The organism is Enterobacter sp. KBR-315C3_2022 (assembly GCF_041399425.1).
Classification (GTDB): Bacteria; Pseudomonadota; Gammaproteobacteria; order Enterobacterales; family Enterobacteriaceae; genus Enterobacter.
Genome location: NZ_JBGKEB010000021.1, coordinates 48,045 through 67,750 on the forward strand (window position 1 = coordinate 48,045; position 19,706 = coordinate 67,750).

The 19,706-nt window shown below is 54.7% G+C and carries 23 protein-coding genes; 7 read left to right on the forward strand and 16 right to left on the reverse strand.

The features are described 5' to 3' along the window. Positions 1-5: 5 nt before the first annotated feature. From AB8804_RS18805 to AB8804_RS18820, 4 genes are all read right to left on the reverse strand, one after another. Positions 6-956: a DsbC family protein gene (locus tag AB8804_RS18805; protein ID WP_004187441.1), complete on the reverse strand. Its 951-nt coding sequence runs from the start codon at positions 954-956 to the stop codon at positions 6-8. A 10-nt stretch (positions 957-966) separates the two neighbouring features. Continuing rightward, the gene (locus AB8804_RS18810; protein WP_371188820.1) at positions 967-2,205 is read right to left on the reverse strand and encodes a conjugal transfer protein TrbA; all 1,239 of its coding nucleotides are present in this window, start codon (positions 2,203-2,205) and stop codon (positions 967-969) included. 68 nt (positions 2,206-2,273) lie between these two features. Further along, positions 2,274-2,630: a lytic transglycosylase domain-containing protein gene (locus tag AB8804_RS18815; protein ID WP_015586032.1), complete on the reverse strand. Its 357-nt coding sequence runs from the start codon at positions 2,628-2,630 to the stop codon at positions 2,274-2,276. Positions 2,631-2,773: 143 nt separating this feature from the next. After that, complete coding sequence (locus tag AB8804_RS18820; RefSeq protein WP_015062797.1) at positions 2,774-3,169, reverse strand: DUF1496 domain-containing protein; 396 nt, start codon at positions 3,167-3,169, stop codon at positions 2,774-2,776. A gap of 67 nt (positions 3,170-3,236) precedes the next feature. Here AB8804_RS18820 and AB8804_RS18825 point away from each other — a divergent pair, with 67 nt between their 5' ends. Then, positions 3,237-3,890 (forward strand): CPBP family intramembrane glutamic endopeptidase, encoded by a 654-nt coding sequence (locus AB8804_RS18825; RefSeq protein WP_039592068.1) that lies wholly within the window; start codon positions 3,237-3,239, stop codon positions 3,888-3,890. A gap of 159 nt (positions 3,891-4,049) precedes the next feature. Here AB8804_RS18825 and AB8804_RS18830 read toward each other — a convergent pair whose 3' ends face one another. Next, complete coding sequence (locus AB8804_RS18830; protein ID WP_000343760.1) at positions 4,050-5,270, reverse strand: ISL3-like element ISKox3 family transposase; 1,221 nt, start codon at positions 5,268-5,270, stop codon at positions 4,050-4,052. A 96-nt stretch (positions 5,271-5,366) separates the two neighbouring features. Between AB8804_RS18830 and AB8804_RS18835 the strand changes: the two genes are divergently transcribed. Together AB8804_RS18835 and umuC are read left to right on the forward strand one after the other, a co-directional pair. Then, positions 5,367-5,801 carry a LexA family transcriptional regulator gene (locus AB8804_RS18835; protein ID WP_015062799.1) on the forward strand — a complete coding sequence of 145 codons (435 nt, stop codon included), beginning with the start codon at positions 5,367-5,369 and terminating at the stop codon, positions 5,799-5,801. Next, positions 5,789-7,054: a translesion error-prone DNA polymerase V subunit UmuC gene (gene umuC, locus AB8804_RS18840; protein ID WP_040224115.1), complete on the forward strand. Its 1,266-nt coding sequence runs from the start codon at positions 5,789-5,791 to the stop codon at positions 7,052-7,054. The genes AB8804_RS18835 and umuC overlap by 13 nt, the downstream gene beginning before the upstream one ends. Before the next feature lie 22 nt (positions 7,055-7,076). Here the strand turns inward: umuC and AB8804_RS18845 are convergent, their stop codons facing one another. From AB8804_RS18845 to AB8804_RS18880, 8 genes are all read right to left on the reverse strand, one after another. Next, complete coding sequence (locus tag AB8804_RS18845) at positions 7,077-7,925, reverse strand: 3'-5' exonuclease (RefSeq protein WP_021561452.1); 849 nt, start codon at positions 7,923-7,925, stop codon at positions 7,077-7,079. A gap of 2 nt (positions 7,926-7,927) precedes the next feature. Next, positions 7,928-8,248: a hypothetical protein gene (locus AB8804_RS18850; RefSeq protein WP_021561451.1), complete on the reverse strand. Its 321-nt coding sequence runs from the start codon at positions 8,246-8,248 to the stop codon at positions 7,928-7,930. A 144-nt stretch (positions 8,249-8,392) separates the two neighbouring features. After that, entirely contained in the window at positions 8,393-9,031 is a 639-nt protein-coding gene (locus AB8804_RS18855) for a hypothetical protein (protein ID WP_021561450.1), read from the reverse strand. Positions 9,032-9,098: 67 nt separating this feature from the next. After that, a complete protein-coding gene (locus AB8804_RS18860; protein ID WP_004187413.1) occupies positions 9,099-9,308 on the reverse strand; it encodes a hypothetical protein in 210 nt (69 codons plus the stop codon). A 2-nt stretch (positions 9,309-9,310) separates the two neighbouring features. Continuing rightward, positions 9,311-9,529, reverse strand: a complete 219-nt coding sequence (locus AB8804_RS18865; RefSeq protein WP_011091034.1) for a hypothetical protein — start codon at positions 9,527-9,529, stop codon at positions 9,311-9,313. Positions 9,530-9,573: 44 nt separating this feature from the next. Beyond that, a complete protein-coding gene (locus AB8804_RS18870) occupies positions 9,574-10,257 on the reverse strand; it encodes a hypothetical protein (RefSeq protein ID WP_021561449.1) in 684 nt (227 codons plus the stop codon). After that, on the reverse strand, positions 10,254-10,526 hold the full coding sequence (locus AB8804_RS18875) for a helix-turn-helix transcriptional regulator (RefSeq protein ID WP_021526647.1): 273 nt from the start codon (positions 10,524-10,526) through the stop codon (positions 10,254-10,256). Before AB8804_RS18875 ends, AB8804_RS18870 begins: the two co-directional genes overlap by 4 nt. Positions 10,527-10,543: 17 nt before the next feature. Further along, the gene (locus AB8804_RS18880; protein WP_021561448.1) at positions 10,544-11,818 is read right to left on the reverse strand and encodes a type II toxin-antitoxin system RelB/DinJ family antitoxin; all 1,275 of its coding nucleotides are present in this window, start codon (positions 11,816-11,818) and stop codon (positions 10,544-10,546) included. A 526-nt stretch (positions 11,819-12,344) separates the two neighbouring features. Between AB8804_RS18880 and AB8804_RS18885 the strand changes: the two genes are divergently transcribed. The 3 genes from AB8804_RS18885 to AB8804_RS18895 are packed head-to-tail and all read left to right on the forward strand — an operon-like array spanning position 12,345 to position 13,979. Next, positions 12,345-12,701, forward strand: coding sequence for a hypothetical protein (locus AB8804_RS18885; protein WP_011091038.1), 357 nt, complete (start codon positions 12,345-12,347; stop codon positions 12,699-12,701). Continuing rightward, positions 12,679-13,263: a hypothetical protein gene (locus AB8804_RS18890; protein ID WP_015062808.1), complete on the forward strand. Its 585-nt coding sequence runs from the start codon at positions 12,679-12,681 to the stop codon at positions 13,261-13,263. Before AB8804_RS18885 ends, AB8804_RS18890 begins: the two co-directional genes overlap by 23 nt. Beyond that, positions 13,260-13,979: a hypothetical protein gene (locus AB8804_RS18895; protein ID WP_011091040.1), complete on the forward strand. Its 720-nt coding sequence runs from the start codon at positions 13,260-13,262 to the stop codon at positions 13,977-13,979. Before AB8804_RS18890 ends, AB8804_RS18895 begins: the two co-directional genes overlap by 4 nt. Positions 13,980-14,140: 161 nt before the next feature. Here the strand turns inward: AB8804_RS18895 and AB8804_RS18900 are convergent, their stop codons facing one another. The 3 genes from AB8804_RS18900 to AB8804_RS18910 all read right to left on the reverse strand — a co-directional run bounded on the left by AB8804_RS18900 (position 14,141) and on the right by AB8804_RS18910 (position 16,504). Further along, positions 14,141-14,686 (reverse strand): hypothetical protein, encoded by a 546-nt coding sequence (locus AB8804_RS18900; RefSeq protein WP_012579094.1) that lies wholly within the window; start codon positions 14,684-14,686, stop codon positions 14,141-14,143. A gap of 217 nt (positions 14,687-14,903) precedes the next feature. Then, complete coding sequence (locus AB8804_RS18905; protein WP_000027057.1) at positions 14,904-15,764, reverse strand: broad-spectrum class A beta-lactamase TEM-1; 861 nt, start codon at positions 15,762-15,764, stop codon at positions 14,904-14,906. Positions 15,765-15,946: 182 nt separating this feature from the next. Beyond that, the gene (locus AB8804_RS18910; RefSeq protein WP_001235713.1) at positions 15,947-16,504 is read right to left on the reverse strand and encodes a recombinase family protein; all 558 of its coding nucleotides are present in this window, start codon (positions 16,502-16,504) and stop codon (positions 15,947-15,949) included. Between the two features lie 163 nt (positions 16,505-16,667). Between AB8804_RS18910 and AB8804_RS18915 the strand changes: the two genes are divergently transcribed. Next, positions 16,668-19,673, forward strand: coding sequence for a Tn3-like element Tn3 family transposase (locus AB8804_RS18915; protein ID WP_001143760.1), 3,006 nt, complete (start codon positions 16,668-16,670; stop codon positions 19,671-19,673). The last annotated feature ends 33 nt before the right edge of the window (positions 19,674-19,706 follow it).

The window sequence follows — 19,706 nt, forward strand, 5'->3', positions numbered from 1 at the left end:
CCGGGTTATTCTCCTATCGCCTGCTGCAGGCGGGCATCGTCTTTGACGACGGAAACCGGGATCACATCACCCGAATCGGCAACGATGGACGGGGTGCCGATAAACCCGAATTTCGCAAATGCCATATTGTTCGCGTCAACCAGGCGGGCGCCGGTGGTATCCGGGGCTGTTTTCGGATCGTCAATTTTCGGGTTCATGGTGGTGTATCCCATGTTAATCGTGTCTTCCCAGCTTTTCAGTCGGGTATCTTTCCCGGTATCAAGTACAGGAGCGGCGCGGACCATCGAGCGCAGGTCGCCATAAACGGACACGGGGAAAATCTCGACGTTATAGCGTTTGCTCAGTTCCTGCAGTCGGGGTTCCAGCGCGCGGCAGTGCGGGCACATCGGATCGGAAAACACATACAGGGTGTGTTTATGCCCGGTTGAAAGCGAGATCGTAAAGCGTCCGCTGGTGACGGCATCTTTCAGTGACAGCAAGTCGTTATCAGTCAGTTTTTTAGGGGCTTCAGGTGCTGCCTGAACCTGCAGCTGCTCCGGCGCAGTGGCCGGCTGCTGCAGACCCGGCGCGGGAGCATACGAGTTTGCCTGCAGTGGCTGTGCCGGCTGATGCATATTCATCAACGCGCCGTTGATGGAGACGATAAAGCCCAGCGCGGCAACTGGCCAGAAGATAAAGTTAGACAGCCGGCGCACGGCATTGAGTCCGCGCTGCTGTTTCAGCTTTTTACGGATATTGTTCAGCGCCTCGATGGCCTGATATTCGTTTTCAAAGCGGAACAGCTGCACCGCTTCACCAGAAAACGTATTGTGCGTCAGGATGTGGCCGCTGCCGGCATCATGGCCAAGTCCAAAATGACAGGCTGACAGGGGGAAGGAGTGCAGGGCTTGTTCCTGGTAGTTTCCGTCAGCGGAAAGATAAAGTGTGTTGCGATCGGTTTTTACGGTGAGTTTCATACTTCCTCGCTTAGAGTTCCAGGTGATCGGGACGGGTTGCCGGCTGAGGTTTAGCCGGCGTCGGTTCATCGTCTGTCAGTCGCAGACTGTTGTTCGGGGTGTCGTGCGGAGCTGCAGGCGGCGTAGCCGGCTCGTCTTCCGCTTCAGCGTCAGATTCAAATGCAAATGGCGGTATAACATCTTCCTGCCAGTGAGCGACCGGAATGGCGGGATCGCGGCGGTCAATATGGCGGTAATGGTGCAGATCCAGCTCAAGGCCCAGCACGGCCGCCCGCACGGTCGGCGGGAATTTCGCCGCCTTTTCTTCATCGAGCGTCAGCCGGTAACTTTCGCACTGACTCCAGGCAATAACGCCACCGCCCTCAATGAAGAACTTCCCGCGGCCGGCGCTTGAAAGTGCATACCATAACGTGCGGTCCACGCCTTTCAGCCACCGGAAATTTGCGGATGGCAGCTGCAGGTCATCATCGAACAGCGCGTAGAGTAGCGAACGGGAGCTGCGGCGCCCCTTTGCAAATTCTCTGAACGCTTCGCACTGGCTGGCGACGGTCCAGAGCCCGGCGGCCAGCGAATAATCAGGGAAGCCGTCTTTGGTCCGCAGGCAGGAACGGTTGAGATCGTCGAGAATGGATTTAGCCGTTGGCCGGTCGCCCATAAACCGCAGATGTACAAACGAGGCAGCGAGTGCTTTTTCCCAGGGCGCCAGGGAAAGGGCCGCCCCTTCGGGAGCCAGGTTTACCTGTGACAGGAAGACCTTATGTGCGGCTTTTTTACGGAGGCGGCGTTTAGCGGTATCAATCAGGTTATGTTCCTGGGCAAACTCAACAGGTGACTGCGCGCTGCGTGCTTCTTCCGGATCTTCATTCAGCAGCAGCTGATCGAGGTGGCCAAACCGGGCGAGGATATGGGCGATCCCCGGATAGTTTTTTACCATCACCCAGGGCAGGTTCCGGATGGTCAGTTTACGGGTCAGACGGTAGTAAGGATTGCGTGAGATAACCCAGACGAACAGCCCGATGATTAAAATGAACAGGGGAAAGAGCACGCTGGCCGTGTCGTTCATCACGCTGATAAAGTCCCACAGCGAAACCTGGTGGTTATACCGCGCCGCCGACAGCAGCATGTCCCGGCGCTCGGCCGCATTACCCGGTGTAATGGCGTCCGGCAGTACACCGTAGATCCAGTAAAGCAGGCGACAGGCTCCGTAAATCACATAATCACGAAAGCCAAACCACATCACTGTGATCATGATGAGAAGGGCCCCGATAATCATCAGGCCATCATCCCCTCCCCCTTTCCGTTGTGGCTGGTTTTGCATCAGAACCTCAGAGAATTTTGGTAAACCTTCCCGATATACCAGGCCTTACGCGCCGGCGTGTTGGAGTGATAGCGGCCGACACCCTGCCAGAAATCCCCCCCTTCGAGAATGATGTTGTATTTGAGGATGTAGGCACTGGCCATTGCAGAGGCGCAGAAGTCATGCTGCAGCTGCTCCGCTTTTACGCCAAAATCGGACGCCAGCTTATTCGCCCAGATGGTGTTTATCTGGAATGCGCCGTAATCGTAAGTGCCGTTTTTGTTTTTATTTTTCATTCCCGGTTTTCCGCCTTCAGTCAGCCACAAGGCGAGGAATCCACGGAGAGGAATGTGATAAATCTGTGCTGCTTCAACCATGCAGGTTGGCAGCGGGATTGAGGGCGGGGCATCAACCATAACAATCTCCTAATGATTTCTATTTCGAGTAAAAAATATACCATCAAAAGGAGATTTTTTTAAATCATTTTGGTACGGATAATTGAGAGGCTGTCAAAGGGATTTTATTTGCCTTCGACAGAGACAATATTGCCCTCGTTCGCATTTTCCCATGTCGGGATTTCGCCACTCAGCGTGCAGCGGAGTGTTTCTTTTCCGACGGTAAGTGGTGCGCCACTGCTGTAGTAATGACTTTCATACAGGCAAGAGGTTTTCTTTTGTTCCGGGGTCAGTGTAATACCGGCATCCTGATCCTTTGCCAGCAGTTGTACAAGATGTTGGTTTGTCTGTACCTGCTCACCCAGAATGCTGCTCAGTAAAGAATCGGTTTTCGGCGCGGATACGCTCTGAGCAAAGGCACTGCAACTGATTACGGATGCAGCCAGAATAAGAGCAATCTTCGTGTTGAATTTCATTTCACTTTCTCCATTAAAAAAATCGGCAATCATTTTCTGGATCATTTAAATTAAGTCTGAAAACCGGCCTGAGTGTCAAGCCGATTCTGTTTAAAAATTGACAGGGGATAAAATGATTCAGTCACGTAATAAATATCTGCAGTTTATGCTGGTTATGCTGGCAGCCTGGGCCATTGCCTGGGGGGCCCTGTTTGTCATGGGGCAGACCGTTCTGCTCTATGGGCTGGGGAAAAATACGCTGTTCTTCATTCATGGTGCTGTTCTGGTGTACCTGCTGTGTGTGTTCCTGGTTTACCGCCGCTGGGTTGCACCGCTACCGGTTGTTGGCCAACTGCGTAACGTTGGCGCACCGTGGCTGGTCGGTGCGATGGCCGTGGTGTATGTCGGAGAATTTCTGCTGGGTAAAGTGCTGGACCTGCCCGCTGAGCCGTTTATGACGAAACTTTTTGCTGATAAATCCATACCCGACGTGACCCTGACGTTGCTGGCCATCTTTATCCTTGCACCGCTGAATGAGGAAACGCTGTTCCGGGGGATCATGCTGAACGTCTTCCGTTCACGGTACAGCTGGACGATGTGGCTGGGGGCGCTGATAACGTCATTGCTGTTCGTCGCTGCGCACAGCCAGTATCAGAACCTGCTGACCCTGGCAGAACTGTTCCTGGTGGGGTTAATTACATCAGCTGCCCGGATCAGAAGCGGCGGCCTGCTGCTGCCGGTATTGCTGCATATGGAAGCAACCGCGCTGGGTTTACTGTTTGGCTGAAAGTGTAAATCTATCAAGGATGACGTTCCTGGCTGTCTGGCCATCATTCTGACCTGACCCCCTCCGCGTGCTGGCACGCAGTATGCCGGCATTGCCTGTTTCCTGAAGCCTGCAATATACTGTATGTATAAGGGTCTTCCCCGATCATGGTGGGAAGGCTCAGAACGCCATATTCAGCTTTCCGTAGTGGAACATCACCCCCAGTTTAAAGCGCTCCCGGTTTCGGTATCCCCTGGCTTTTATCCTCAGCAGCCTGATCTTGCTGTTAAGTGCCTCCGCATTTCCGTTTGAGACACTGTGTCGCATCGCATTCAGGATCCCGTACAGCCTTTTTCCTATCGTTTTCGCGGCATTTTTCATCATGGGAACGTCACTGTTAGCCGCCAGCGCCAACCATCTCTGCCAGTCACTCCGTCTTTCCTCGCTCCATGGCCTGTTCCAGATATCCTTTGCCAGCTCTTTCAGCGCCCAGCACTGGCTCGTCAGCTTCATCTGTGCACGCAGCCACATCAGCTTTTCCTGCCGGGATTCGGTCATCCACTTATCGCTGTACTGCCACAGGAAGCGGGTTCCTTTTGCCTGGTGTCGGCTTTCAACAGGGAGGTGCGGATGTTCATTCTGACGGGTTTTATCAACTACCTCGCCCAGTTGCTTCGCCACATGGAAGCGGTCAAAGGCGATTTTCTCAACCGCACTGGGTAAGTGGATACGCGCTGCTCTTATATAGCCCGCGTTCATGTCCATTGAGAGCGTTTTGATAGCCAGCAACTGCCCATCAGTGAGCGTGCGAAGATAGCCGGCAAGACTCTCTGTGCCGCGATCATCCGTTAAGGCCAGCGCCCGACCATCACGATCGGAGATCACCGTTATGTAACGATGTCCTTTTTTAAAGGCGACCTCATCCACATTCATATGACGGGCGGATAATGGCTTTTTTATCCGGGCAAGACCTCGCTTAACTGCCCGGGTCATAATGCCGTCAACCGCATTCCAACTGAGCTTAAGTTGCTTCCTGACAGCATCAACGGTGCTGATTTTCAGCCATGAGAGAACGAACGATTCGAATAGCAACGTATACCGGCTTCCGGGGCCAGCCCACGGAACAGGCAACGTCAGGCAGCCATGCTCCGGACACATAATTCGTGGAACATCGGCTTCAACAATAGTGGTGAACTGGCAGGTATCAAGATGGCGCCATTTACGATGACGGTGATCGTGAACAGAACAGGATTTACCGCAGGTCGGACAGGCTAGCCGGGTGTTTTCAGCGATCTCAATAGTGACAGTAACAGAACCGGCATTTTCATCGAGAGAAAGGGACTTTACCTGCCACGGATCGGACAGGTTGAGAATATGAGCGTAGAGGGACTTTTCGTCCATGGCGGTGACCTCTGGCGATTAAATACACCATTATCATGCCTTCAGCCACCACAACAAGGGAAGACCCATGTATAAACAGTTATTGGAGGCTAAATTATGGCGCTGGATCTCGTTTATCCCCGGCCTTCAGTGGAAGGCGACGCACTCCCTTTTTTTGCCGAACCCGTTGCGGCCGGCTTTCCCAGCCCGGCAGCAGGCTATGAGGCCAATGAACTTAACCTGCATGATTACTGTGTGCGGCACCCGGCCGCGACGTACTTCTTGCGTGTGTCCGGCGATTCCATGCGTGATGCGCGCATTCATGATGGCGATGTGCTGGTCGTCGATCGGGCAGAAGAACCCCGGCACGGCAGCATCGTGATTGCCAGCATCGATAATGAATTTACGGTCAAGCAGCTGCAGCTCCGCCCTTACCCCTGCCTGATGCCTCTGAATCCGGCTTTTCCGCCAATCAGGTTTGATCCGGAGGCGCTGCAGATATGGGGTGTGGTTACGTTCACTGTCATGAGACACCGCCCGTGTACGCCTTAATCGATGTCAATTCGATGTACTGCAGCTGCGAAGAAGCGTTCCGCCCTGATTTACGAGGTCGCCCTGTGGTCGTTCTCAGCAACAACGACGGGGCGCTTGTTGCGGTCAATCGCGCGGCGAAAGCGCTGGGCGTGCGCCGCGGGGAGCCCTATTTCCGCTGCCGCCGCCTGCTGGAACAGCATAACGTTGCCGTATTCAGTTCCAACTACACCCTTTACGCCTCATTCTCCGCCAGATTTGCAACCGTGGTGGAGAGTCTGGCGCCGCGGACATTTGTTTACTCAATTGATGAGCTCTTTGCGGATGCCTCTCATATGGAGGGAGTGATGACGCCGCAGGCGTTTGGCCAGCTTTTGCGGGCTGAAGTGCTGCGCCAGACAACGCTCACCTGTGGAGTCGGCGTCGCGCCAACTAAGACGCTGGCCAAGCTGTGCAACCACGCCGCAAAGACGTGGCCTGCCACCGGCGGGGTTGTAGCGCTCAGTGATCCTGCGCGACTGAAAAAGCTGATGAGCCTGGTGGCGGCCGGCGATGTGTGGGGCGTTGGCCATCGTACCGAAAAAGGGCTGGCGGCAATGGGGATCAAAACGGCGCTGGCGCTCGCAGAGATGGATATCCGTCTTGCACGCCGGCTGTACGGTGTGACGCTGGAACGGACCATTCGTGAGCTGCGTGGCGAGGCCTGCTTTGCCCTGGAGGAAGGAACCGGCGCGAAACAGCAGCTTGTTGTATCCCGTTCGTTTGGAGCGCGGGTCACGCAACTGGCGCAGATGCAGCAGGCGGTGACTAAATATGCCACACGAGCAGGGGAAAAGTTGCGCCAGGAAAACCGCCTGGCGAAGGTGGTAACGGTCTTTATCCGCAGCAGTGCTTATGACGCCGGCGGTGTGCCCTACAGTAACCAGGCTACGGAAGTGCTTCCCGTACCAAGCCAGGATACACGCGACATCATCGCCGCGGCGCAGCTGGGGCTGTCGCGTATCTGGCGTGAGGGCGTGCGGTATGCAAAAGCCGGCGTGATGCTCAGCGATCTGCAGGGATATGAAACCCAGCTGGATCTGTTTGCGCCGGCTGCAGTGCGGCCGGGGAGCGAAAAACTGATGGCCACCATCGACAAAATAAACAGGGAAGGAAGGTCAAGGGTCTTCTTCGCCGGAGAAGGTATTGATCCGGAATATGCCATGCGCCGTGAAATGTTGTCCCCGGCCTACACCACGCAGTGGAAGGATATTCCCGCGGCGTTTATGCGATAACAGCGATGTGCAGGCCAGTCTGTCAGGCCTGCAGCCGTTCCTGCTCCTGCAGCAATGCCAGATGGTATGCGGCAATGGCGTTCACCACCCCGGCCGTCATCCGTGCATCGGCTATCGGCGAGTGTGCCTCCCCTTCCCAGGTCAATGCTGCCTGACTGGCCGCGCTGGCCAGCGAAATGGTGCCATAGCGATTGGTGGCCCCAAAATACCCTGCTGCCAGCTCCATCGCGCAATACACTGTCAGTTCTCCCAGCCAGTCGGCCGGATCGCCATGTGCGGCGGCCGTCTGTTTCAGAATGCGGGTATCAAAGGGGGCGTTAAAGATAATCACTGGCCGGGCCCCGATGGCGTGGCGCAGCTGCAGCGCCACATCTGGCCAGGATGGTGCGCCGCTGAGTGCCGGCTCATCGATACCATGCACGGCGGCGGCCTGCGCCTCGATGGCGACCGTCGGCTTCAGGCGTGTTTCAAATATCACCCGGCCGGCCGCATCGGTCAGGCCGATTTCCAGCGCTTCCGCGGTATTACCCAGCCCCGTCGTTTCGGTATCCAGAAAGAGCGGCGCCTGACTCAGCCAGTCGTGTGCCCGCTGTGCCATCCGGCCACTGGTGCTGTTAAGCCGGGACAGGACGGAAAGACGCAGGCCGGCCTGCTGCTGCTTCTCAGTCGGCGGCCGTTTTTCCCGCATCGGAACACAGTCTGCAATGCGGTATACGGCGTACTTGCCGCCATAGGCGCTTTTGTACCATTTCACCGGCTCAGCACCGGGAGCCGGCTTCATTCTGAATTCATCGCGCAGGCGCCCTTTCGTGAAGCACCGATCGCCGGCTATCGCCTCAGCGCGTCGTGTGGCCAGCTCATCATTCTTCATGGTTATTCCATCTCCGTCAGGCGTTTGTGATAAACCTCTCTGGCGATCTCCAGGCCTGCCTCTGTCAGCCCAAACGCGAGCGTCAGTGACTGATTATCCCGGTATTTGCTGAGCAGGCCGTGGCGGTTCAGCGTATGGCAGGAGCGACGAAAATTGGTATCGGCAACGGGCTGGAGGCGTCCCTTATTGAGGATGCTGAAAAGCTGCATCGCCGGGAACGGGCCTGCCAGCTGACGTTCTGCCAGACCATACAGAACAAACAATACGTCTTTTTGCACACCGGAGAGCCGCATCGAGGGGGCTTTACTTTGCATGTTATTCATGTGTCACATCATTAAGGAATTAATGACAAAGTAACCTAATTGATGTGAGACATCAATAGCATTGTGTTTTTAACGGGATATCAGGAGTCCGAAAAAGAAAATGCCGCTCTTGACGGCGGCTTATTTTCCCTGGTGTCGGGAGAATTATGGTTTCTGGCTTAGGTCAAGGCGCAGGGCGTTGTCTGTGAGCAGATCCAGTGCCGCCGTCAGATGCTGACTCCGCCCGCCGTGATAATCCGGCCACGGAAGAAAGGGTTTTGACGCATCAGACATGAACATGATACCGGTCGGGCAGCGCCACTCCGTGGGGGTTCCTTTGTTGTAATGAACCAGCAGTACCGAACGGTCGCACTGCACGTCATTACTGTCATCGTTATTCAGCACAAAAGTGGCCACGATGCCGGCATCGGGCCTGGACACGAAAAGCAGGCTGTTGGCAAAAATAACGGCAATCACCACTGAGGCAATGGCCGCACCGGTATACCAGAAACGGCCGTTTTTCCAGGCACGATAGCCATACAAGATGCACAGCAGAATGGCGGCGGCGATACCTGCCCACTGCGCACCAACGGACAGCCTGGAGAGTGCATCCATCGAAACAGGCCGGCTCAGCGTATAAAATGTGGCAAAGAAAGGTGATGCCAGCGCCAGCGTTAACAGAACTAAGGCGAGCGGTATGAAGCGGTTGCCGGCGAAACTGCCATTGCCGATCGCCGTCATCGTGCGGAACATCTCACTTAGCGCCAGGATCATCATAAAACTGCATAAAGCCATGTATAACATTAAAACCTCTCCTTACTGCCCGCGTGATAGGGTCGTATTTCCGGCTAATTCCAGATAGTCCCGGCCCTTATCGTGGTGCATAGCCCTCTTCAGCCAGTGCTTTCATGATCTGGTTGATTCCATCCATCATCAGATATGCCTCAATATCTGACGTCGCCAGGCCGCGGCAGTCACTGAATCCCAGACGCTTAACCAGTTGCGCCAGAGCCTGCGCTTCTCTGTGTGTCAGCTGTATATTCACTTCAACGGGTTTTTCGTGGCGAATTTCATCTTTCATGGTCAGAGTCCTTTTTTGATGTTTCGTGAAATGTACCAGGCTTCTTTTGCCTGAGCTACAGCCCAGATCCAGACGAGAGTTGACACAATGCACAGCCCCGTCATGTTCCAGAAATGACCTGTCGTATATTCATGGCCATGAAGCAGGAGGCCGGCGCCGGCCGCCAGGCTCATGACCAGGAAAAGGACGGCTGCGCCGGCGTGATAAATGATGCTGAACATGTAAAACCCCCTTCTGGCGACGGTAGCGCCAGTCTCTGTCTGTATTAAATGGTTGCCGCCTGCCGGGCGTCTGCCTGCATCATGGCGTCAATCAGGGCGCCGGCGCAGGCAATATTCAGGCACGTCATGTTCGATTTCAGGGTCGCCATCATGTCCGCGCGGCTTCTTTTCAGAAACGGCTGCAGCGGACCACGATAGCCCTGTGAGGTCACGATAATCAGCTGAGCGGCCGCATCATGCAGTGCCGGCACGCCGGCCAGAATATCCTGCTCAGCCGCGCTGATATACACGGGTGAACCGGCGATCACAAAGCGATCGTCCGGGCAGCGTTGCATCAGCTCAGCCAGGGAGGCGCAGCGGCCCGCCAGCGGGGGGCGTGCCGTCAGTGAGCCCCAGACGGTCGCCGGCGCGAAGGGCATGGCGTGAAACGTTGCCTCATACGCGACCGCCGGATCGGTATGGTGGCGCAGCCCCAGACCGGCCGACATGGCCCACAGCTCGATGCCCGGCCACCGCGCCGCGATACCGCGGGCACGCAGCCAGTGTGCGCCCCGGTAAAGCTCTCCCGTTTCCAGCACCCTGCCAGGACGGCGGGCGGCCTGGGCGATCAGCCTGTACCAGCCGTCAAAGGCGTCATCAAGGGAAGTGTCGCCCGGAAAAACGGTATCTTCCACGCTGCCCGCCTTGCGCCGGGTACAGGTGGTGATGAGGTGAAGACGTCTGTTCATTCAGGGCCTCCCGGCTCTGGAGCGTCTGTGCCTGCCGCGCGCGGTTCGCCGGGCCGCCGGGCACGAATATCGGGCAGACCCCGGCAGGCATCGTTCCAGTGCGTGCCCCGTTCGGGGTTATTGGCCAGCTTACTGATCCAGGTTTCTGACACATTCCAGCGGCGGGCCAGCTCCTTCTGCTTCCAGCCTTTCGCCCTGAGCAGTGCCCTCCACTCCTGCGGGGAAAGCGGCGCCGCCGTGATGCCGGCCGCATGACAGGTCGTTTTCATCGCGTATGCTCCCGGCCCTAATCCTGCCCCGGCCGTGCCGGCTGGATTTGACGCAGTATTGTTGTTGCCTGCCATCCCGTAAACCCGAAGGTATCGGCCAGTTCGCCGGGCAGTGACGCGGCCAGGCGCGGCAGTTCGTCCGGGGATTCATTGTGAAAGACAAAACAGACCCCCTCATCCCTGATGCGCGACATCAACATCGCAATAAGCCGGTGCGGTCCCTCATGGCTGGCGTGTTCAGTGACCTTTTCAGTAAACCGCCGGGGATTGCTGCAGCTGATGCCCCGGTCGGCCAGGAACGCCAGAAAGCGCTGCAGGAAACCGGGGAGATCCCTGGCGGCCAGGGCGGGTTTCAGCACCGCTTCTGCCTGGGCCTGTGTGAAGCCAAACGCCGCCGCCAGCTCAGGGGAAAAGTCCGGCGTGTCAGCGCTGGCCTCAAAAATGACGCCATCGTTTATGGCCTGCTGCATGTCCGGGGGCATATTCCCGATCATATTTTCACGCACGCCCCATGCACGGCCGGCGCTTTCGGTCAGTCTCTGCGGATCGCTGCAGCTGACGCCCCGCTCCGCCAGGAACGTCAGGAAACGCTGCAGGACGGCGGCGCCGATCTTGCCGGAGACGGGCGCTTCCCCGGAGGGATAGAAGACCCTGACGTTGGTGTTATCCAGTAAGGCCTGTTCAGCGCCGGCGCCGGACCCGGTGCTTTTTCCGCTCCGCCAGGCCGTATTATTTCGACTGACGATGGCAGGATCGACATGTTCGCTGTCTACGATGCTGTTAATGAACGTCACTGACTGTTCTTCGCTGAAATCAAAGTCGCGCTGTAACAGGGACAGCAGCCTGTCATGCCAGTCATCTTTCACGCGACTGGCGGCATTAACCATGAACGTGACGTTCAGTACACCGGCCAGTAAACAGGCAGCCTGGTCGGCCACATACAGGCTGAAGTACTCCAGTACCGCCTGTTCAAATGCAGCGGGATCGCAGCAGACCACTTCCACAGCTCCCAGCGACTGCAGAAACCGCCGGGTGTTTTCGGTCACAGCGTCGGCGGGATTGAGGGCGATGGCGCGGCCGCGCTGTGACTGGATGTCAAATGTGACGATACGCTCCGTGACGGGCATCCGGCCGTGATCGGCGATGAAGCGGTAAAGCTGCTCCACCGCTTCCGTGGCGGTCATCCCCATTGCCTCCAGACGCAGTTCGGCGCGTTTCTTCAGCTGCTCATCGAGACGCACGGTCAGCTGGGCGTTTTTGGCCCGCTTTTTACGTTCAAAAAAACCGGTCATGCTCCTTCCTTTTTGTACAGTCATCTGGCTTTACATAATGTACAGCCATTTGTACCGCACTTTTGCGCGCGGGACCACATTTTTTCGCCGTTGCGGTTTAGCGGTATTCTCCGCAGCGCCGCCACTTATCCCCAGTTTCTGTGGATAACGCTATATGTAGTGGCTCCGTCAGCTAGAAACGGCACAAGATATGGTGTCCGCGCCGGCAGCCGTGCGGCCGTTCCCCTGCCTTCCTCTCCCTGTTGATTTCGCTTTTCATGGTATTTACGTTTTTTCCGCAATGACGGTGCCGGCGAAAAGGTATTTTCCGGTGGTTGCGGGCGCAAAAGTCACATGGTGAAAAGATAAGGGCGCGAAGCATTCCGCAATATAAACTGCGTGACAGTCACGCCGGGTGATGACTACCCGCGGGCGATTCTGCCAAATTAGCCATTAGTGCTAAATCTAAATATTTATAATTTACGCATGAAACCTAATTTATTAGAGTGTGGTTTTTCAGTAAACAACAGCAAACGGAGTGAACGGGATGGAATATGAAGCGTACAAGGTTCGCGGTTACGGCTTCGGACTGAAAAAAGAGATCACCGGCGTGCTGGGGCGTTACCCCACCCTGGAAGAGGCGCAGAAGGTCGCGGATGACTACACGCAGGCCTGCCTGCCGGATAACCTGCCGGACAGCTACGATATGGGCATGGTCCGGCCGGTCGCTGCCGGCGAACCTGCCGCCCTCGATCCGGACGTGTTTCGCGGTCCGGGCGCGCCGTTCCTGATGGATGCCGGCCAGATAACCACGGGTCACACGGTATGCCTGGGCAAAGCGGCGGATGGAAAACGGTTTTATTTTGGCGGGGAGCATTCCGATGGCCACCAAACATATAAATGATGAGCTCTGGAATCGCATTGAGGCGCTGACCGTCAAAGCTAACGCCAGGCATGGGTTGTTACGGCCGATTAAAGAGGCTGAAGTACTGCATCTTGTCCTTCAGCGTGGCCTGGAACTGCTTACGGACGACGATCTGCTGCAGCTGGGCAAGTACCGGCGGCCGATAGGATTTGTGCTGCGTCGTCCGGGCGTGGAAATGGTGAAGCTGGATATGCTGAATATGGCAGATGCGGCAACCGTTCTTCTGCGCAGTGGACCCGCAACGCTGTGCATCTGGAGCCGCGACGATATCCTGCGCGAGGCCAGTGAAGCGGTGCTCCGCGAACGGCTGCCGGATGCAGCCCTGCTGTCGGAGGGGGATGACCGGGCCCGGTTCCAGACGCTGCTGCCCGGATTCTGGAACGCCGCGCACCGGGGCGAAACGGCCGTGATTTCCCTGCGTGCTGACAATGCGGATCTCGCTATTGCACGCATCACTGACCTGATGTGCGAATCCCTGCTGGGTTATAAGGGGCAGCGGGCATACCGGGCGGGTGAAAACGAACAGGGAGAAGAGTCATGAACATGCGAGGCATTCTTTTTGTCCTGCCGCTGTGCGCCGGGCTCCTGGCGGGCTGTGATAACAAACAGGAAGCGCTGCAGTTTGAAGCCGCCCGCACGGCGGCGCTGAAGGCCGACGATCCGTTTCTGGCGCTGGACTCGTTCGAACAGCAGTCCGGCGACTACGGCCGGGACTGCGACTCGCTGGGGGCATTTCTGTTTGGTAATTTTGCTTCCACGGATAAAGCATGTCGGGCGCGGGATGAGGCCACGCGGGATATGGTCCTGAAAGCCGTAGAAAAGGGTTCCGTGCCGGCACTGGTGTTCCTGTTTGACCCAGGCAGCAAGACGCCGGATGTGTATCCGCGCGATATTGACCCACAGAAGGCCGGGCAGGCGGCTGAGCGGCTTGTTGCACTGGCAGAGTCGGCGCCGGTGGACAGCAAAAATCAGGCGCTGCTGATGCGTGCCGGCGATGTACTGCAGGCGGGCCAGTACGTTCTGCAGGATTCCCGGAGAGCGGCGGCCCTGTACGTCAAAGCCTGGCAGGCAGGGGATCAGCGTGCCGCGGACGAGCTGGTCAATGTCTATCACTTTCTCAAGGACAGCCGGCGTACCTACTTCTGGGCGGTCCGGAGCAAAGACGTGCAGCAGCTGGACAATCGGGCTGAGCTGACCGGAGATGAGATCATTGCTATTCAGAAACTGGCTGCGGACAGTTCACGGACCGACATTTGATGAAATGAATAAGAATATACAAAAGGCGTCCAACTGGTGAGGAAGGGCGCCTTTTAATTACTAGACATTTTTACTACTTAACTTTCTGTCGGAGTAAACGGAAAATTAATCTGTTAATCACTGCGAGTATAAATCCCCGCTAAGCGTGGTGCAACTCAGTATCAGAAATGACCGCCGGTGGTTGAATCCAGTGCCCTGAACAGGCTTTCCTGGGCTGCTTCCAGCAGACGACCTGGCAGACGGAGTTCATTTACGCGGTAACTCTGCCCGGTCTGTGTGGTCACGGTGAGATAATACTGATCGTCAAACTGCTGACCAGCACCGATATGCACGATGGTGGCCGTGTCGATCCAGCAGAGGTTTGTGCCTTCCGCGTCCTCAAGTGGTTTGATTCGGCCTTTCAGCCACTTCTGCGGGCGACCCGGCCGGCATTTGATCGTGATGCCGTGCTTATAGCCGCGGGTTCTGGCCACAAAGGCCGCTATTTTATCTTTATCCAGTTCCTGCGCCGGGGTGAGCTTACTGAAACTGGACGGAGAGAAGTTATACTGCAGTTCTTCAAACAGGTTCAGGTACGTGGCTTCATCATCCAGGTTGTCCCCGCGTTCTTTCAGCATGGAGCCCCAGATCCTCTCCATTTCGCCCCTCAGCGCCAGTTTAACCGCCTCAAATTCTTCCTGATGTTCATCGTAGTAGTTGATATCCATCGCGTCTCCTGTTGTGTTTATGGGGTCGTTTGCGGGAGAGGGCGAAATCCTACGCTAAGGCTTTGGCCAAGGGGTCTGACGCTCAGTGGAACGAAAACTCACGTTAAGGGATTTTGGTCATGAGATTATCAAAAAGGATCTTCACCTAGATCCTTTTAAATTAAAAATGAAGTTTTAAATCAATCTAAAGTATATATGAGTAAACTTGGTCTGACAGTTACCAATGCTTAATCAGTGAGGCACCTATCTCAGCGATCTGTCTATTTCGTTCATCCATAGTTGCCTGACTCCCCGTCGTGTAGATAACTACGATACGGGAGGGCTTACCATCTGGCCCCAGTGCTGCAATGATACCGCGAGACCCACGCTCACCGGCTCCAGATTTATCAGCAATAAACCAGCCAGCCGGAAGGGCCGAGCGCAGAAGTGGTCCTGCAACTTTATCCGCCTCCATCCAGTCTATTAATTGTTGCCGGGAAGCTAGAGTAAGTAGTTCGCCAGTTAATAGTTTGCGCAACGTTGTTGCCATTGCTGCAGGCATCGTGGTGTCACGCTCGTCGTTTGGTATGGCTTCATTCAGCTCCGGTTCCCAACGATCAAGGCGAGTTACATGATCCCCCATGTTGTGCAAAAAAGCGGTTAGCTCCTTCGGTCCTCCGATCGTTGTCAGAAGTAAGTTGGCAGCAGTGTTATCACTCATGGTTATGGCAGCACTGCATAATTCTCTTACTGTCATGCCATCCGTAAGATGCTTTTCTGTGACTGGTGAGTACTCAACCAAGTCATTCTGAGAATAGTGTATGCGGCGACCGAGTTGCTCTTGCCCGGCGTCAACACGGGATAATACCGCACCACATAGCAGAACTTTAAAAGTGCTCATCATTGGAAAACGTTCTTCGGGGCGAAAACTCTCAAGGATCTTACCGCTGTTGAGATCCAGTTCGATGTAACCCACTCGTGCACCCAACTGATCTTCAGCATCTTTTACTTTCACCAGCGTTTCTGGGTGAGCAAAAACAGGAAGGCAAAATGCCGCAAAAAAGGGAATAAGGGCGACACGAAAATGTTGAATACTCATACTCTTCCTTTTTCAATATTATTGAAGCATTTACCAGGGTTATTGTCTCATGAGCGGATACATATTTGAATGTATTTAGAAAAATAAACAAATAGGGGTTCCGCGCACATTTCCCCGAAAAGTGCCACCTGACGTCTAAGAAACCATTATTATCATGACATTAACCTATAAAAATAGGCGTATCACGAGGCCCTTTCGTCTTCAAGAATTTTATAAACCGTGGAGCGGGCAATACTGAGCTGATGAGCAATTTCCGTTGCACCAGTGCCCTTCTGATGAAGCGTCAGCACGACGTTCCTGTCCACGGTACGCCTGCGGCCAAATTTGATTCCTTTCAGCTTTGCTTCCTGTCGGCCCTCATTCGTGCGTTCTAGGATCCTCCGGCGTTCAGCCTGTGCCACAGCCGACAGGATGGTGACCACCATTTGCCCCATATCACCGTCGGTACTGATCCCGTCATCAATGAACCGGACTGCCACGCCCTGAGCGTCAAATTCCTTTATCAGTTGGATCATATCGGCAGTGTCGCGGCCAAGACGGTCGAGCTTCTTAACCAGAATGACATCACCTTCCTCCACCTTCATCCTCAGCAAATCCAGCCCTTCCCGGTCTGTTGAACTGCCGGATGCCTTATCGGTAAATATACGGTTTGCTTTCACACCTGCGTCTTTGAGTGCTCTGACCTGAAGATCAAGAGACTGCTGACTGGTTGAGACCCGAGCGTAACCAAAAAGTCGCATAAAAATGTACCTTAAATCGAATATCGGACAACTCATGTCTATTATTACAAATTTACGATTTAATAGACATATTAATGTAACAGTTTTACGATGTCCGATAATTTATAACATTTCGTACGGTTGGAAAAATGTTACTAAATGCCCGTCAGGCAGGGAGGCCGATATGCCCGTTGACTTTCTGACCACTGAGCAGACTGAAAGCTATGGCAGATTCACCGGTGAACCGGATGAGCTTCAGCTGGCACGATATTTTCACCTTGATGAAGCAGACAAGGAATTTATCGGAAAAAGCAGAGGTGATCACAACCGTCTGGGCATTGCCCTGCAAATTGGATGTGTCCGTTTTCTGGGCACCTTCCTCACCGATATGAATCATATTCCTTCCGGCGTCCGGCATTTTACCGCCAGACAGCTCGGGATTCGTGATATCACCGTTCTTGCAGAATACGGTCAGAGGGAAAATACCCGCCGTGAGCATGCAGCGCTGATACGTCAGCACTATCAGTATCGTGAATTTGCCTGGCCCTGGACATTTCGCCTTACCCGTCTTTTATATACCCGGAGCTGGATAAGCAACGAACGTCCTGGCCTGCTTTTCGATCTGGCGACAGGGTGGCTTATGCAACATCGTATTATTCTCCCCGGAGCCACTACGCTGACCCGGTTGATTTCAGAGGTAAGGGAAAAGGCGACGTTGCGCCTGTGGAACAAACTGGCACTGATACCGTCAGCCGAACAGCGTTCACAGCTGGAGATGCTGCTGGGGCCAACTGATTGCAGCCGCCTGTCTTTACTGGAATCACTGAAAAAGGGCCCTGTGACCATCAGTGGTCCGGCGTTTAATGAAGCAATTGAACGCTGGAAAACTCTGAACGATTTTGGCCTGCATGCTGAAAACCTGAGTACACTCCCGGCTGTGCGCCTGAAAAATCTCGCACGTTATGCTGGTATGACTTCGGTGTTCAATATTGCCAGGATGTCACCGCAGAAAAGGATGGCGGTTCTGGTTGCCTTTGTCCTTGCATGGGAAACGCTGGCGCTGGATGATGCATTGGACGTTCTGGACGCCATGCTGGCCGTTATCATCCGTGACGCCAGAAAGATTGGGCAGAAAAAACGGCTCCGCTCGCTGAAGGATCTGGATAAATCTGCATTGGCGCTCGCCAGCGCATGTTCGTACCTGCTGAAAGAAGAAACACCGGACGAATCGATTCGTGCTGAGGTGTTCAGCTACATCCCAAGGCAAAAGCTGGCTGAAATCATCACGCTTGTCCGTGAAATTGCCCGGCCCTCAGACGATAATTTTCATGAAGAAATGGTGGAGCAGTACGGGCGCGTTCGTCGTTTCCTGCCCCATCTGCTGAATACCGTTAAATTTTCATCCGCACCTGCCGGGGTTACCACTCTGAATGCCTGTGACTACCTCAGCCGGGAGTTCAGCTCACGGCGGCAGTTTTTTGACGACGCACCAACGGAAATTATCAGTCGGTCATGGAAACGGCTGGTGATTAACAAGGAAAAACATATCACCCGCAGGGGATACACGCTCTGCTTTCTCAGTAAACTGCAGGATAGTCTGAGGCGGAGGGATGTCTACGTTACCGGCAGTAACCGGTGGGGAGATCCTCGTGCAAGATTACTACAGGGTGCTGACTGGCAGGCAAACCGGATTAAGGTTTATCGTTCTTTGGGGCACCCGACAGACCCGCAGGAAGCAATAAAATCTCTGGGTCATCAGCTTGATAGTCGTTACAGACAGGTTGCTGCACGTCTTTGCGAAAATGAGGCTGTCGAACTCGATGTTTCTGGCCCGAAGCCCCGGTTGACAATTTCTCCCCTCGCCAGTCTTGATGAGCCGGACAGTCTGAAACGACTGAGCAAAATGATCAGTGATCTACTCCCTCCGGTGGATTTAACGGAGTTGCTGCTCGAAATTAACGCCCATACCGGATTTGCTGATGAGTTTTTCCATGCTAGTGAAGCCAGTGCCAGAGTTGATGATCTGCCCGTCAGCATCAGCGCCGTGCTGATGGCTGAAGCCTGCAATATCGGTCTGGAACCACTGATCAGATCAAATGTTCCTGCACTGACCCGACACCGGCTGAACTGGACAAAAGCGAACTATCTGCGGGCTGAAACTATCACCAGCGCTAATGCCAGACTGGTTGATTTTCAGGCAACGCTGCCACTGGCACAGATATGGGGTGGAGGAGAAGTGGCATCTGCAGATGGAATGCGCTTTGTTACGCCAGTCAGAACAATCAATGCCGGACCGAACCGCAAATACTTTGGTAATAACAGAGGGATCACCTGGTACAACTTTGTGTCCGATCAGTATTCCGGCTTTCATGGCATCGTTATACCGGGGACGCTGAGGGACTCTATCTTTGTGCTGGAAGGTCTTCTGGAACAGGAGACCGGGCTGAATCCAACCGAAATTATGACCGATACAGCAGGTGCCAGCGAACTTGTCTTTGGCCTTTTCTGGCTGCTGGGATACCAGTTTTCTCCACGCCTGGCTGATGCCGGTGCTTCGGTTTTCTGGCGAATGGACCATGATGCCGACTATGGCGTGCTGAATGATATTGCCAGAGGGCAATCAGATCCCCGAAAAATAGTCCTTCAGTGGGACGAAATGATCCGGACCGCTGGCTCCCTGAAGCTGGGCAAAGTACAGGTTTCAGTGCTGGTCCGTTCATTGCTGAAAAGTGAACGTCCTTCCGGACTGACTCAGGCAATCATTGAAGTGGGGCGCATCAACAAAACGCTGTATCTGCTTAATTATATTGATGATGAAGATTACCGCCGGCGCATTCTGACCCAGCTTAATCGGGGAGAAAGTCGCCATGCCGTTGCCAGAGCCATCTGTCACGGTCAAAAAGGTGAGATAAGAAAACGATATACCGACGGTCAGGAAGATCAACTGGGCACACTGGGGCTGGTCACTAACGCCGTCGTGTTATGGAACACTATTTATATGCAGGCAGCCCTGGATCATCTCCGGGCGCAGGGTGAAACACTGAATGATGAAGATATCGCACGCCTCTCCCCGCTTTGCCACGGACATATCAATATGCTCGGCCATTATTCCTTCACGCTGGCAGAACTGGTGACCAAAGGACATCTGAGACCATTAAAAGAGGCGTCAGAGGCAGAAAACGTTGCTTAACGTGAGTTTTCGTTCCACTGAGCGTCAGACCCC